This window comes from Litorimonas sp. WD9-15 (assembly GCF_050271975.1).
Classification (GTDB): Bacteria; Pseudomonadota; Alphaproteobacteria; order Caulobacterales; family Maricaulaceae; genus Litorimonas.
The window spans coordinates 2,746,475-2,761,264 of sequence record NZ_CP189850.1; the positions used below are offsets into that span (position 1 = coordinate 2,746,475).

Here is a 14,790-nt window from a genome sequence, read left to right on the forward strand (position 1 = left end):
GGCAAGCTAGAGCCTAAGAGGAATCCCATATGCACATATTCAAAACCGTTTCCGACATTCGTATCGCACCCGGCGGGGCCGCCAAGCTTGATCTTTTTGTCGAGGGGCTTTGTACGAATAAACGCATCGCGATTGTCACCGATATGGGCGTGCGCAAGCTCGGCCTGATGGACGCGGGCGTCGCGGCGCTGTCCGATGCGGGATATGACGTCATGATTTACGATCAGGTCGTGCCCGACCCACCGGACAGCATCGTCCAGCAAATCGCCAATGATATGCGCCTGTTTGATGCGGGCCTCGTCATCGGCTTTGGCGGCGGATCGCCCATGGATACGGCGAAGGTCGCGGCCTGTTTGGCAGGGTCGGATCAATCGTTGGAGACCATGTATGGCGTCGATCAGGTCAAGGGCCCTCGCCTGCCGCTCCTCCTAATTCCGACCACATCCGGCACGGGGTCTGAGGTTACGAATGTCGCCATTCTCACAACGGGGAAAACGGCCAAGAAGGGCGTCGTTTCCGACCCACTCTACGCGGACCGCGTGCTGCTGGACGCGGAACTTACGCTCGGCCTGCCCGCGTCAATCACCGCGAGTACGGGTATTGATGCAATGGTCCATGCGATTGAAGCCTACACCTCCATCCGTCTGAAAAACCCGATCTCGGACGCGCTTGCCCTGACAGCATTACGCAAGCTGCGAAACAATATCGTGCAGGCCGTGAATGAGCCAACCAACATCGACGCCCGCAATGAAATGCTGATGGGCGCGATGATTGCCGGGCAAGCTTTTTCCAATGCGCCCTGTGCCGCCGTCCACGCCCTCGCCTATCCGCTCGGCGGGTTTTTCCACGTGCCACACGGCCTCTCCAATGCGCTCGTCCTGACGGAAGTCATGAAATATAATCAGCCTGAGGCCGATCACTGGTACGCCGAAATCGCGAGCGATTTAGGTGTGGGACAAAACGGCTCGTCGCTCGTCGATGAAATGCTCCGCATCAAGGCCGAGACGAAAGTCCCGACGCGCCTACACGAGGTGAATATCACAGCGGACGCCGTCCACATGATGGCAGATGACGCCATGACAAAAGACCGCCTGCTGATGAACAATGCCCGTGAGATGACTCATGAGGCGGTTGTGAAAATTTACGAAACGATTTTGTGAGTCTGTGGGAGCAACCCGGTGTTTAAAAACGGCTTTGATAATTTCAGAGCAGACGAATTTCTGGCGCGCATTTTCGCCTATGCGATTCCTGCCATAACGTTGTGGCTTGCAATTCCGCTGCTTTCCGGAGAAACGCCGCCAAATGGCATGATTGGATATAGAACGCCGGAAAGCTTGACCAATCCTGATCTCTGGTATGCTTCGAATACCCTTTTAGGCTGGTCCCTGACGGGGGCGGCTCTGCTTTCGATTATGATGATTGAGCGGGTTTATAAACGCGCGAATCGAACGGCTGTCATCAACCTTCTGCTCAGTCTGGGTCTATCGACCCTGATGATTTTAGGCGCTGTGGTCATCGCCATATTGATTATAAATATGAAATTTTCAGGCTAATCCATGCGACCGACCCCCAACACCCTCGACAGCTACCCGCACCACCTCACGATCCCCACGCGCTGGGCGGATAATGATGTTTATGGGCATGTGAATAATTCGGTTTATTATTTCTATTTCGACACGGTTGTGAACCGGTGGTTGATCGAGAATGAGCTGTTGGAGATAGGCAAAAGCAAAGTCATAGGCCTCGTCGTCGGAACGTCTTGCGATTACTTTTCCGCCATTAGTTTTCCGGATGATGTCGTCGCAGGATTACGCGCGGCGAAAATCGGGTCATCCAGCGTGACCTATGAAATCGGTCTCTTCCGGAATGACGAAACCACAGCCAGCGCGCAGGGCAGGTTCGTGCATGTCTATGTTGATGAGCAGACGCGGCGGCCTGTAAAAATTTCGGCTAAGATGCGGGAGACGCTAGAGAGACTTGCGGAGTAATAAGTTACATTCTCCCGGAGAAGAAAATCTCCGGCGCGACATTAAGACTCACCTCATAAAAAACCCACTGCAAACAGATCGTCAGCAGCGGGCAAATTTTCTTATTTATTGAGTCTATGACTTATATTTGACTGAACAGCCATAAGGCGCCGTGTCAGATATAGCGACGGCATTTCCAGCTTTCAAATCATCCATCGCGGCCAGAACGTAGTTTTGCGCTCCTTCGACGGTTGCCGGATTAGCGGAACGGTTATCGTCAATCGCACCCTGATAGACGAGCGTTTGCGATTCATCGATAATATACATATGCGGCGTTGTTTTCGCGGCAAAAGTTTTGCCCATCTCGCCTTCGGGATCTAGGACGATGGCCGTGGACACGGCACCTTGCGCGTCTTTCCAGGCATTGGCTTCGTCAGGGGACTTATAGCCCTGCTTGCCGGGAGCACTTGAAATGACGGAGAGCCAGACGGCACCATCTGCTGTCGCCATGGCTTGCGTCTTTTGCATGTTGTTCGTGGAGTAGTGCTTCTTCACATAGGGGCAGCCTTCATTCGTCCATTCGAGGACGACTTTCTGGCCGGCAAAGTCGGAAAGATTATGTTGAACGCCATTTGAGTCCGTGACGGTCATGTCAGAGACATTGGATCCTGTTGCGATTTTTGCGGTGGCCGGTGCGGCCAATGCGAGAGCGGAAACGGCGAGGGTTGAAAGTAGAACTTTTGAAATCGACATTTTAATCTCCTGAATGTGAGGGATATCTTTTCTACGCGTGTCAAAGCGGGCCGGATTATTCACCAGCTATAGCTTTCCTTATCACATTATAGCTCAAGGTTTGAGGCAAAATGGCCGGACTCACGGAATTGTCAGAGTAAACGAGATAGAGCGGCACGCCCGCCCGGTCATATTTTGCCAGCTCTGCGGCGATGACATCATCCTTATTCGTCCAATCCGCGATCAAAAAAGCTGTGTTCGTTTCCTCAAACAATTCTTGCACTTTCGACGTATTGAGGACAAGTTTTTCATTGACCTTACAGGTCACGCACCAGGCGGCTGTGAAGTCCACAAAGATGGGCCGGCCTTCCGCCTGAAGCTCTTCGACACGGGCCGGAGACCAAGCCTCTGCTTTCAGTTCTGCGGCCACTGCCTCATCCGTGCCAGCGCCAGAAAGTGAGAGCGGCATGAATATAGCTGCTAAGACAGCCAGCGCACCAATCGCTTTTCCAAACAAACGCGTGTTTTTGAAACACCAAATGGCGATGGCCACCGCCAGCATGGCTGACAAAACAACCAGCACGCCGTCTTCACCCGCCTGCAAACTCAGCACCCAGACAAGCCAGATCGCCGCCGCGAACATCGGGAAGGATAGAACTTCTTTAAACCGCACCATCCAAGGCCCGGGCTTCGGCAGCTTGGACAATAGACCCGGGACATAGGCGATCAGCAAGAACGGTAGAGCAAATCCAAGGGCCAGCGCCATAAAGACAGCGAGTGTCACAATCGCGGGCGCGGCCAAGGCATAGCCCACGGCCCCGGCCATCATCGGCGCCGTACAGGGCGTGGCAACGATCACCGCCAAGGCGCCCGTGAAAAACGACCCGGCCGCCCCTGACTTCTGTGTGAGGGACTGCCCCGTATTTTGCAGACCACCGCCAAATTCGAAAACGCCTAAGAGGTTTAACCCAATCACGAACAGCAAAATAGCCAGACCGGCAACCACCTTTGGGGACTGCAATTGGAAGCCCCATCCGATCTCCGCCCCGCCCGCTTTCAGGGCCAGCAAAACAATCGTGAGCAATAAGAAAGTTGCCATCACACCCGCCGTATAAAGCCAGCCTTCGCGGCGAATGACACTCCGTTCGCCATGAGCTGTTTTGGCAATCGACAAGGCCTTGATTGAGATCACCGGAAAAACACAGGGCATTAGATTTAGAATGAGCCCGCCAATCATAGCACCAATAATCGCGGTCCAAACCGTGAGCCCGCCGACTGCGGGCCTTGGGACGGCGGTCGCGCCAATATTCAGGCTTTCCCCGACAGTCAGAGCAATATTTGTGCCCTTTAATTCGCCGCCCGCCTCATAGGTTAGAACGCCTTCAAGCGTTTCCGGCAGAGTGTTTTCCCAGAGATAATCCGGTATCGCGGACAGGCGCAGACCGTCCGCACCGCGCGTCACGGTTTGAGGATTGCTGTGACCCAAAACGCCCTGATCATAGGGGAAGAAATAGGCATTCGAGAAATCACCGTCCGGCAAGTCTGTGAAGCTGATATCGATGACGTCACCGGATTTTTGGATTGCGCCCTGCACCTCCCCGCGAATGGGGGACGAGGCCAATGCGGCCACAATCTCAGGGCTCCACCGCGCGTCTTCTACGGGCTCACCTACGATCATGGATAGACTGACACTGCCGTCCTCAGGGATGCAAACATCCGCACAGACGAGATAATAAAAGTTTGAGACGACTGTAATGTCTGTGCCGGGCTCAACGTCCGGACTGACCGTGAATTTGACAGGGAAAAGTGGCGTCCCTTCAAAGCCGTAATTGACAATCGGCCCCGTCGGGATGGGGCGCGGTATAGGCCAGCTAATCTCTCCGGCTGTGACACCTTCGGGTAAGTCCCAATTAATTTGAACAGGTTCTCCGCTATCCCCCGGATTGCGCCAATAGGTATGCCAACCCTCATCCAGCACTGTGCGCAGTGCGATGTAAAATTCCTGCCCCGGCGCGACGCTGTTATGGGAACTGACAATGGACGCCGTGACTTTACCTGTATCCACGGGCTCAGATTCGGCTGCGAAAGCCGGCCAAGCCAAAAGCCAAATTAAGAACATCAGGACAAAAGCGCGCATAAAATCTCCGAATGGGCGATCAAATAGAACAACACACTGATCAAATCTAATAGCATTTACGCGAGGTGGATAGGCGAGGTTCATTTCTGAATATTCATGTCGATGAAAAAAATCGCCGACCCGTAAAAATTTCTGATAGAGTGAGAAAAAAACTGGGGGAGATTAAACCATGTTAGACGCACAAAACCTCGAAGACGTCATTAAAACCGACCCGGCTCTCGTCAGTCAGCAAGCTAAATTTACGCGCATGCAGGACGGTACACTCGAAGATTGGAAAAAGATCGGCGCGGCTCATAAACAGGATTTCGGCAAGACCGCAGACCGTTTCATCGACATGCTCAAACAGCTCGAAAATGCGACACTCGGGTTCGCCTGTGACCAACTGCAACACGCCCTGATGTGCGGCACACTCGCCCGTCGCGCCGGCGCCACGGATGAGCAGATCGTCATCGCGCTCTGCCACGACATTGCGAAAGTCATCAATGTCCCGAACCACGGCCCCATCGCCGCAGAAATGATGCGGCCTTATATTTCGGATGACAGCTATCACGTTATCCGCAATCACCAAGCGTTTCAGGGCGAACATTACTATCATTATATGGGCGCACCCACGGACCTCCGCCTACAGTGGAAAGATGAGCCGTGGTATGACCTCGCGGTTAAGCTCGTCGATGAATGGGACGCGCCGGCTTTCGACCCGGATTTCGAAGCCGATAGTTTGGAGAGCTTCATCCCGCTCATGCGGAAGGTCTTTCACGACAGCCCGATGCCGTTATAGGCCAGCAATAGTTCATTACTTGTCAAGAAAAGGCGCAGAGGCCGTTGTTCTTTTGAAAACGAAAGCACCATCAAAAATTTCGTTTGCGTCGTCAAATATGACTAATGAAGCATTTTCAGATGAATTGATGAGAGGTCTTCTTGCTGTGGGAGCCGGATGAGTTTTGCAACCTTTTCCATGACTTCTACAATTCCATTCCGACCCTCCACCAGAATCCAGAACAAAGCCTAAGTGGGGGTAATCCACACCCATTTTTTCAAAAAACTCGAGATGGTTCCTAGTGTGATTTTTACCGCTTAAGACAACAACATTCTTGAATTTTTCTTTATGTCTCAAGATTTGCAAAGATTCTAAAAAGAACCGATTTACTACTGTTTGCTCATCAGCAAATGAAATATCAATATTGCCGTACTTTGATAATATATCAGTATCTGGATAAATGGTACCAATTGCGATGTTTAAGCCCTGCTCGCGTAGTGCCAATAATCTTGAAATCGAGTCCATCATAGCCACACTGGTTCTGCCATCATGGAGTTCTGTCCAATGACGTTCGTCCTCCCTAATAATTAAGGACTGGGCCTCAAGAACAGGTATTGCGTCTATCGAAAGGTTTGACAAAGAATCAGGTATGCCAAGCTCCATTAAAACGATTACTGTTTCCTCTGTATCTTGGGCTATTTTACACGCAAAGTTAGCCACAAAGCTTGGCGCTTCTTTAGTGCCGTGACGCTCACCAAACAAAAATATCGCACCTAGTTCCGTAGAACTAGTAACGACAGGAAGAGTCTGCTCATAATTGCATTTAACACCTGATTTTGCCTCTGGCTGAATGCAGCCTATTGTGAGAAAGAACGGAACAAGAAACATGAAAATTCGACCGTATTTCATGTTCAAGTCGTTAAATAGGTAAACAGAACTCACTCTAACACCCCAACATCCCCGGCACAGCCTTGCGCAATTCAAATTTCAACACCTTCCCCGTGCCGCCGCGCGGTAGTTCCTTAATCAGGTGCAAATGCCCCGGCTGTTTATATTTCGCTAGGCGCCCGTCGAGATGACCTAAAACGTCTTCAAGACACAACGCTTCCCCCTCTTTCACGACGGCGCAGACGCAGCCTGTCTCGCCCCAGCGCTCATCTGGGACGCCGATCACGGCGACCTCGACGACTTGTTCTAACTCGTAAAGCAGACCCTCAATTTCCGCCGGATAGACGTTCTCGCCGCCGGAAATATACATGTCCTTCACGCGGTCCTCGATTGAGATATAGCCATCTTCATCCATGATTCCGATATCGCCGGAATGGAACCACCCATCGGTGAAGCTCTCCGCATTCGCTTTCGGATTTCGCCAATATCCGGGCGTGACAGACAGGCCTTTAAACCAGATTTCGCCCGGCGTGCCGCGCGGCACTTCATTGCCGTCCTCATCCACAATCTTGATCCGCGAATGCATGAGAGGCCGTCCGGCAGAGCCGATCCGGTCGGGAATATCGGATTTGAGGAGCATCGCGCCGGACGCTGCCGTTTCTGTCATCCCGTATCCCTCTTGGATAATGATACCACGTTCCATCCACCAATGAATGAGGGCCTCGGGTACGGTCTCCGCCCCGCACAGCGCGAGCGATATGCGCGAGAAATCGGCCGTTTCCATCTCCGCGCTCGCCCGCATCGCATTATAGGCAGCCGGCACGCAGAACATCGTCGTGATGCCGAGATCAGGGTTAGAAATCGCTTTGATCGTCGCGTCCGGGTCAAACATCCGCATGATGACGCAGGTCCCGCCTATCCAGATGGAGGGCAGCGCCGTGACATTTAGCCCGCCAATATGGAAGAGCGGCATATTGTTGAGCGAAACATCTGACGGGCCTGACGCGCCGAGGCGGATAGCGGCAGAGGCGGTGAAGTCGAGCATCGCGTGCGTGATAATCACCCCTTTAGGTGATCCGGTCGTGCCGGAAGAATACATGAGCAGGCACTGGTCTTCGAGCGATTGCGGATGGTAGTCATAGATTGGCGTGGCCACTGCGAGCCCGGTTTCATATGCGCTCTCTCCGCCGACGCCGTCTGTCCCGATCCAGTGAGCCACATCGGTCAGGCCTTTTGTCGCTTCCGCCAAAGGTGCAAAGGGCGCATCGACGAGTACCATGGACGCTTCAGAATCATTCAAAATATAAGCGAGCTCCGGTGGGGTGAGCCGGAAGTTCAGCGCCAGACAAATCGCACCGACCCGCCAACAGCCAAAGACGAGTTCCATCACATCCGTCGTGTTGAGGCAAAGAAACGCGACGCGGTCTCCTGGCTTGATCCCGTTCTCACGCAACATGCCCGCGACCCGCGCGATACGATCATTCATCTGCGAATATGAAAAGTCCCGTCCGCTCGCGAGGTCAAACATCGCGCGTTTATGCGGCGTTGTCGCCGCGTGATACGAAATCCAATCATAGGCCTGAAGCGTCATCGCATTTTCCCCGAATATATTTTATCGTTGAGACAGTTGTGACAAATCCGGATAGAGTTGCAAGGTGAAACCGAAAAATGAGGCCCGCATGACCTTCAAACAAAAATTGGCCGAGGGTGAGACATTGGTCGGAACCTTCCTCAAAACACCCTCTCCTACAATCTGCGAAGTGTTGGGTCGGACGACGCTCGACTTTCTCTGTATAGATGCCGAGCACAACCCCTTTGACCGTCGGGATATTTCGGATTGCGTGTTGGCCTGTCGATCAGTGGGCCTGCCAAATCTGGTCCGCTTGCCCATCGCGTCAGCCGAACATATCGCGACCGCATTGGATTGCGGGGCGGGCGGCTTCGTCGCGCCGCACCTGATGAGTGCGGAAGATGCGCGGATGATTGTCGCAAAGTCGGATTATAAACAAAGCCGCGGGTTTTGCGGCGGGACGCGCGCGGCGGGGACGCGAACACTGGAAGAACACGTTCGCTTGGCAGGTGGGGATACCGTCGTCATCGGACAGATTGAGGATATTGAAGCCGTCCAAGACCTGGACGCGATTTTAGAAGTGGACGGTATTGATTGCTATTTCATTGGGCGGTCTGACCTGACGCTGTCCATGGGTCACACGGACCGCAACCATCCCGACGTCATCGCAACAGTCGAGGACATCACGAGTCGCGCCGTCGCGCGGGGACGTCGGGTCGGAACCTTTACATCGGATTTAAGAGAACTGCCGAAATGGCGAAATATGGGGATCAACCTGTTTCTTCTGGGGTCCGAGCAAGGTTTCATGATTAACGGCACAAACGCATTTTTAGAGGATGTGCGCGGGCGGTTTTAGCTTCGTAAAATCTGCGCCAACTCTATCAGCGTACTCTCGCGATCCGGGGTCGGGTAAAACATCCAGTAATGCCCAAACTCGCCATAGGTCGCGAGTTTTTTTAGCTTTCCGGCGGTTTTGGCTTTTGACGCGAAGGTCATAATGTCCGTGTAAAGCAAGTCCTTCTCACCTGTAAAAATCATCATCTCCGGGAGGGTTTCCGGTTCCGCATTTATCGGACTGATCAGCGGGTCTTTCGGATCGCGCGGTCCGGCATATTGATGCGCGGCTTTGCGCGCGCCGACGGGTTCCAACAGAACTTCCTCATTCGGAATATCATCCGGCACGGTCGACATGTCCAAATCGAGCCAAGGCGAGAGTAAAATGATGGGGTGCGCGGGCGTCAGCGTTTGACACATAGCAAGCGCCAGATTGCCACCCGCTGAGTCGCCTCCGAGCTTCACATTTTCCGCGCCATATTGCGCGACAACAGTATCGAAATGGGCGTTGGCGAAGTCGATGACTTCATCCGCGATAGCTTCCGGCGGCAAGGGATAATCCGGCAGGATAACCGTCGTCCCCGACATATCGGCGAGCTTCGTAAACATCGCATAATGCAATCCGATCAGACCAATCACATAGGCCCCGCCATGTTGGTGAACATAAACACGTCCATTGCCGCCAGTTTTTGGCTCACAGGTCCAAATATCACGTCCTTGAAATTCGCTCTTCTTCCAGCGTTTGCGAACAGACATAGGCGGTGCCACAGAGGGCACATTGCCTTTGGCCACAGCCTTCGCAATGGAGTTCCGCGCCCCCGTAAAACGCAGAACTGTCTCCAGCATTTTATAGCGTAATGTCGTCATTCCGTAATCTCGTAAGCCTCCCAGTCGGGCGTTTTAAAACGGCGCTTGAACTCCAATGCGCTACCGGGCCAATTATTCGGGACTTTATCGCCGACCTTGTACCAACTCGCATCTACTTTCGACCAGGCGAGGTCTTTGAGGCGGCGTTGCATTTCCGCGCTAAATTCCGATTCGGCCTCTGGCTTCACCGCAATGACGCCCGCAGTTTTTTCGATGAGTTTGACGACATAGCCGATCTGGTTTTCCAGCTTGTAAATAATCGAGGTATGACCGGTATTCGTGTTGGGACCATAGAGGATGAATAGGTTCGGAAAGCCGTCCGTCATGGTCCCCATATAGGCCTGCGCCCCCTCCGCCCAGTGGTCCTTGAGCGAGACACCGCCCTCACCTCGCACGTCAATTTCTTTCAGAAATGGATTGGTATGAAACCCCGTCGCATAAACGACGAGATCATGTTGGCGTTCGGTCCCGTCTTTCGTGACAAGCCCATCTTTCGTAAAACGATCTAACCCCTTGGTCACGACCTCCACATTCTCCCGCGCAAACGCTGGATAGATTTTATCCGAGAGCAAAATGCGCCGCGCCCCCATTGGATAATCCGGCAACATTTTGGCACGTAATTCAGGGTCTTTGATATGTTTCTTGAGGCCCGATTTCACCCAAACCTCACCAAATTTACGCGCCAGCGGTTTGCCCTGAATGATGCGCCAGACGAAATATTCGCCCTGCGCAAAAAGACTGAACCGATAGAGTTTACCGAGTGCCGGAATCTTCTTGCCCAGCCATTTTTCTAGCTTGGAGTATGGCCGGTCTTTCTTCGGAATAATCCAGTTCGGCGTGCGGTGGTAAACCGTCAGCTTGTCTGCGACTTCCGCAAGTTCAGGGATAAGCTGGATTGCGCTGGCCGCGTTCCCGATGACGCCGATATTTTTGCCCGCCGTTTCGAAATCATTGTCCCATTGCGCGGAATGAAAACTCGCCCCCTCGAAATTTTCTGCGCCTTCAATCTCCGGTGTTTTCGGAATGTGAAGCTGCCCGATGGCGGAGACTAAAAAGCGACTTGTCAGAACCTCGCCATCGCGAAATGTCGTCGTCCAAACTCCGTCGGCAAAACTTGCGGAGATAACTGTTCGCCCAAATTTTAGGTGGTCATACAGACCGTAATCTCTCGCAATACCTCTCTGATATTCATGAATCTGTTTCTGCTTCGCCCACTTAAAATCCCACGCCGGATTGGGCGCGAAGGAATAGGAATAGAGCGCACTCGCAATATCGCATTCCGCGCCGGGATAGGTATTTTCGCGCCATGTCCCGCCGACCTCTTCGGCCTTCTCGACGATGACGAAATCCTCGCGCCCCGCCTCTTTCAGCTTGATGCCCATGCAGAGACCGCCAAAGCCGGACCCGATGATGACTGTTTCAAAATGTGTTTTCCCCATGGCGCGACCCTAACGGAAAATTACTTGCCTACAAGCGCGGCGACGGCTTCAATTCTGTCGGCCTCTCCTGCAGGTTTGTCCCAGCGGATTCGGTGGATGCGTGGGAAACGCAGGGCATAGCCGGATTTATGGCTGGAGGAGGTCTGCGCGGAGTCAAACGCGATCTCGAAGACGAGTTCTTTCTCGACTTCCTGCACTGGACCGAAGCGCTTGAGTTTGTGATTGCGGATCCACTTATCCAGCAATTTCAACTCCTCATCGGTAAATCCGAAATAGGCCTTGCCGATTGGCAACAATGTTCCGTCCGGCCCCCAGAGGCCAAAGGTGTAATCGGAATAATAACTCGACCGTTTCCCCGTGCCGCGCTGCGCATACATCAGGACGGCATCAAGCAGGAACGGGTCGCGTTTCCACTTGTACCACATATGTTTCGGACGGCCGGAGACATAGGTCGAGGACGTATCTTTGATCATCAATCCCTCGATCAGACCGCCACTCTCCGCCGCCTCTTCCCGTAATGCGCGGAGGTCATCAATGGTGGTCCAATCCAGCGTTTTGGAAATCGAAAAGCGCGGGGAATTTTGGGTCTGAATAAACTTCGCTAAAATCTCCCGTCGCGCCGTGAGGGTCTCCCCGCGCAGCGACTGATTGTTCAAACTCAGAATATCGTAAGCCATGAGATGCGCCGGAAAGTCCGTCATCAGTTTTTTGGACGGTTTCTTCTTCCCCAAACGCTGTTGCAATTCATTGAAGGACCCGATCTCTCCTTCGGGTTTCACAAGCAGCTCGCCGTCCAGCACGGCCTCGAAATTTACCGCTGCCGCGAGATCGGGAAAGCTGTGGCTGACATCATCGCCTGTGCGGGAGAAGACTTTCACCTCACCATTCATGGCGGCGAGTTGCACGCGGATACCGTCCCATTTCCATTCGGCCTGATGGGTCTTCGGCGAGAGGCGATCCAAGTCTTTTTCCTCGTCAATCGGATGGGCCAGCATGACGGGCGAATAGGTCAGAACCTTGGAAATATCTGGCATCTCCGCCTCGCCGTCAATCCAGGCGAAGAGGGTCTCATAGGGCGGCTCCAGCCCGTGCCAGAGTTCCTCAATCACGCCGACCTCGACCCCGGCCATATTCGCGAGGGTCTTTTTAACGGTCCGCGCCGACATGCCAATGCGCAAGCCGCGCGTCCCGAGCTTTAGCAAGGCCCAGCGCTGTGCGGGGGCCATATTGTCGAGCAGTGTAATTAAATAGTCTCGGATCTCAGGCTTTGACCGCGACTGAAATTCCGCAATGACTTCGTGGAGGTCCGGCAGGCGGTTGAGCCGCACGGGGTCTGGCGATTGCGGCCAAGCCAACGCGACGGTCTCGCTCATTTCGCCGACATAATGCCGCGAGAGATCAAACAAAAATGGATCCATCCGCTCCATCATCAAGGTCTTGATAAGGTTCCGCTTGAAAAGGTCAAAAGAGAGTGTTCCCGCGATGGCTGCGAGCGCCCAACCCCGATCTGGATCAGCCGTCGCGCGAAGATAATTCGCGAGAATCGTTTCCTTGGCGAGGGTGGAATTGGTGAAATAGAGATCGTCGAGGAGTTGTGAAAAGGCTTTCATGCTGTCTGGTTCTCCAAACTGTCATCCCGCACAAGGGCGAAGCCCGCAGATGCGGGACCTAACGTTTGCAGAGCGCCGGCTTGAGTTAATATACGATAGGTCCCGCATCTGCGCTTCGCTGCGTGCGGGATGACATTTGAGAAAAGGCTCACTCCCCCACCTCCTCATCCATCCCAATCAGATTCAACCCCTTCGCGTTAATCCCCTCCTTTTTCAGCGCATATTCCAGCGCTTCCACACGACCATGGGTAATCCAGACATCCTGTGCGCCCGTCTCCTTACAGGTCCGAATGAGATCGCCCCAATCCGCGTGATCACTCACGACCAAGGCCATTTCCGCCCGCTTCTGACGGGCGCGGGCGCGGATTTGCATCCAGCCTGAGGCCACCGTTGGAAGCGGACCTTCGAAGCGACGGGACCAGCGATCATTGATCTGCGCGGGTGGACAGAGGACGATTTTGCCTTGGAAGACGTGTTTGTCCTTGCGCGGAATTTCGGAGACAAGTTCCCAGTCTCCGAAATCCTGTCCGTAGCTCTCATAGAGTTCGGTCAACCGCTTCAACGCGCCGTGAATATAAAACGGATGTTCATACCCCGCGAGGCGCAAGGTCTTCATCACCCGCTGACATTTGCCGAGTGCGTAGACCCCGACAATATGCGTGCGGTCCGGCAGGGCCGCCATGGACCGCATGAGCTTGTCGACTTCGACTTCCAGCGGGGGGTGCTGGAAGACGGGCAGCGCGAAGGTTGCTTCGGTAATGAACACATCGCAGGGGACGACTTCGAACGGCGCGCAGGTCGGGTCGGGATGACGTTTGAAATCCCCCGCCGCAACGACGCGTTTGCCCTGATATTCGAGGACGGCCTGTGCGGAGCCGAGAATGTGCCCCGCACTCGCAAACCAGAGCGTCACGCCATTGCCGAGATCATGCCGCTGGCCATATGTCAGTTCTGTCTCACCCGTTTCTTCCGTGAGGTAATAGCGCGTCTTCATAATCGCGATGGTTTCGGGCGTCGCCCAAACGTGACCGTGACCCGCCCGCGCATGATCGGCGTGACCATGCGTGATGATGGCGCGCGGGACGGCGTCGGTTATCGGATCAATATAGGCGTCGGCGGGGACACAGTAGAGCCCCGCCTCCCGCACCTGCATCCATGTCTCAGGGTCGGAGGTCATCCTAGCGGAGGGTCATACCACCATCGACCATATATTCGGACCCCGTCACATAGGACGCTTCTTCGGATAAGAGGAAGCATGCAACCGCAGCGACTTCTTCCGATTCACCGAACCGTCCGAGCGGGACCATTTTGGAATGATGTGCCTTGAGTTCCTTTTCCTCTTCAGGCGTTACATCACCAAAGAAACCCGTCGAGATTGGACCTGGACCGATGGCATTGACCCGAATTTTCTCCGGGGCGAGGTCACGGGCAAAGGACCGCGTGAAGGTTGCGAGCGAAGATTTCGTCGCAGCGTAAACCGCCGCCTCGGGTCCGCCGAGAAAGGGCGCAACGGAAGAGGTCAGCAGCACGCCTGCCCCTTCATTCAGATGTTTCTTGAGGGCCGCCATCTGCAACATCGGGCCGCGGACATTCACATTATTCATATGATCGAAAAACTCCGCGTCGACTTTCTCGACGGGGCGGAATTTGCCGTAACCCGCATTCAGGAACAGGCCGTCCAGACCTTTGCCCATCTCGGCAATCTTCTCTTCCAACTCCGCAATGTCTTCCAGGCTGGAGGAGTCATTGCGCAAGACGAGTGCGGAACTTGGCAGGGCGCGACCCGCCGCGTCCAGATTTTCCTGCGTCGTGCCTGTGACCGCGACATCGCCGCCTTCTGCGACAATGCGTTTGGCCGTCGCCAGACCGATACCGGATGTGCCGCCCGTGATGAGTACCGTTTTACCTTTGAACCGTTCGCTCATAATAATCTCCTCTTGAGTCTTGTATGGAGTACCTACGAACCGGAGGGCGGGCTGTTCCAAAATT

Annotated in this window: 14 protein-coding genes; 5 read left to right on the top strand and 9 right to left on the bottom strand. The window is 54.0% G+C overall.

Annotated elements, in window-relative coordinates; genetic code table 11:
- Nucleotides 1–29 precede the first annotated feature (29 nt).
- The 3 genes from ACP9M6_RS12915 to ACP9M6_RS12925 are packed head-to-tail and all read left to right on the top strand — an operon-like array spanning nt 30 to nt 1,988.
- Nucleotides 30–1,160: an iron-containing alcohol dehydrogenase gene (locus ACP9M6_RS12915; RefSeq protein ID WP_427451732.1), complete on the top strand. Its 1,131-nt coding sequence runs from the start codon at nt 30–32 to the stop codon at nt 1,158–1,160.
- Between the two features lie 18 nt (nt 1,161–1,178).
- Nucleotides 1,179–1,553 (top strand): SdpI family protein, encoded by a 375-nt coding sequence (locus tag ACP9M6_RS12920; RefSeq protein ID WP_427451733.1) that lies wholly within the window; start codon nt 1,179–1,181, stop codon nt 1,551–1,553.
- A gap of 3 nt (nt 1,554–1,556) precedes the next feature.
- Nucleotides 1,557–1,988: an acyl-CoA thioesterase gene (locus ACP9M6_RS12925; RefSeq protein ID WP_427451736.1), complete on the top strand. Its 432-nt coding sequence runs from the start codon at nt 1,557–1,559 to the stop codon at nt 1,986–1,988.
- A 114-nt stretch (nt 1,989–2,102) separates the two neighbouring features.
- On the opposite strand, the gene ACP9M6_RS12930 is transcribed toward ACP9M6_RS12925, so the two are convergent.
- Both ACP9M6_RS12930 and ACP9M6_RS12935 read right to left on the bottom strand, forming a co-directional pair.
- Entirely contained in the window at nt 2,103–2,720 is a 618-nt protein-coding gene (locus ACP9M6_RS12930; protein ID WP_427451738.1) for a redoxin domain-containing protein, read from the bottom strand.
- 55 nt (nt 2,721–2,775) lie between these two features.
- Nucleotides 2,776–4,836 carry a protein-disulfide reductase DsbD family protein gene (locus ACP9M6_RS12935; protein WP_427451740.1) on the bottom strand — a complete coding sequence of 687 codons (2,061 nt, stop codon included), beginning with the start codon at nt 4,834–4,836 and terminating at the stop codon, nt 2,776–2,778.
- Between the two features lie 169 nt (nt 4,837–5,005).
- On the opposite strand from ACP9M6_RS12935, the gene ACP9M6_RS12940 reads away from it, so the two are divergent.
- Nucleotides 5,006–5,614: a metal-dependent phosphohydrolase gene (locus ACP9M6_RS12940; protein WP_427451743.1), complete on the top strand. Its 609-nt coding sequence runs from the start codon at nt 5,006–5,008 to the stop codon at nt 5,612–5,614.
- Between the two features lie 15 nt (nt 5,615–5,629).
- Here ACP9M6_RS12940 and ACP9M6_RS12945 read toward each other — a convergent pair whose 3' ends face one another.
- Together ACP9M6_RS12945 and ACP9M6_RS12950 are read right to left on the bottom strand one after the other, a co-directional pair.
- The gene (locus ACP9M6_RS12945) at nt 5,630–6,502 is read right to left on the bottom strand and encodes a hypothetical protein (RefSeq protein WP_427451746.1); all 873 of its coding nucleotides are present in this window, start codon (nt 6,500–6,502) and stop codon (nt 5,630–5,632) included.
- Between the two features lie 34 nt (nt 6,503–6,536).
- A complete protein-coding gene (locus ACP9M6_RS12950; RefSeq protein ID WP_427451749.1) occupies nt 6,537–8,072 on the bottom strand; it encodes an acyl-CoA synthetase in 1,536 nt (511 codons plus the stop codon).
- Between the two features lie 88 nt (nt 8,073–8,160).
- On the opposite strand from ACP9M6_RS12950, the gene ACP9M6_RS12955 reads away from it, so the two are divergent.
- On the top strand, nt 8,161–8,907 hold the full coding sequence (locus tag ACP9M6_RS12955) for an HpcH/HpaI aldolase family protein (protein ID WP_427451751.1): 747 nt from the start codon (nt 8,161–8,163) through the stop codon (nt 8,905–8,907).
- Here ACP9M6_RS12955 and ACP9M6_RS12960 read toward each other — a convergent pair.
- The 5 genes from ACP9M6_RS12960 to ACP9M6_RS12980 form a co-directional block, all read right to left on the bottom strand.
- On the bottom strand, nt 8,904–9,752 hold the full coding sequence (locus ACP9M6_RS12960; protein ID WP_427451753.1) for an alpha/beta hydrolase fold domain-containing protein: 849 nt from the start codon (nt 9,750–9,752) through the stop codon (nt 8,904–8,906). The two genes, ACP9M6_RS12955 and ACP9M6_RS12960, sit on opposite strands and share 4 nt — an antisense overlap.
- The gene (locus tag ACP9M6_RS12965) at nt 9,749–11,191 is read right to left on the bottom strand and encodes a flavin-containing monooxygenase (RefSeq protein ID WP_427451756.1); all 1,443 of its coding nucleotides are present in this window, start codon (nt 11,189–11,191) and stop codon (nt 9,749–9,751) included. The genes ACP9M6_RS12960 and ACP9M6_RS12965 overlap by 4 nt, the downstream gene beginning before the upstream one ends.
- Nucleotides 11,192–11,211: 20 nt before the next feature.
- The gene (locus ACP9M6_RS12970) at nt 11,212–12,801 is read right to left on the bottom strand and encodes a cisplatin damage response ATP-dependent DNA ligase (protein WP_427451759.1); all 1,590 of its coding nucleotides are present in this window, start codon (nt 12,799–12,801) and stop codon (nt 11,212–11,214) included.
- 148 nt (nt 12,802–12,949) lie between these two features.
- Entirely contained in the window at nt 12,950–13,978 is a 1,029-nt protein-coding gene (locus ACP9M6_RS12975) for a ligase-associated DNA damage response exonuclease (protein ID WP_427451760.1), read from the bottom strand.
- A gap of 1 nt (nt 13,979) precedes the next feature.
- The gene (locus ACP9M6_RS12980; protein WP_427451762.1) at nt 13,980–14,726 is read right to left on the bottom strand and encodes an SDR family oxidoreductase; all 747 of its coding nucleotides are present in this window, start codon (nt 14,724–14,726) and stop codon (nt 13,980–13,982) included.
- Nucleotides 14,727–14,790: the final 64 nt, after the last annotated feature.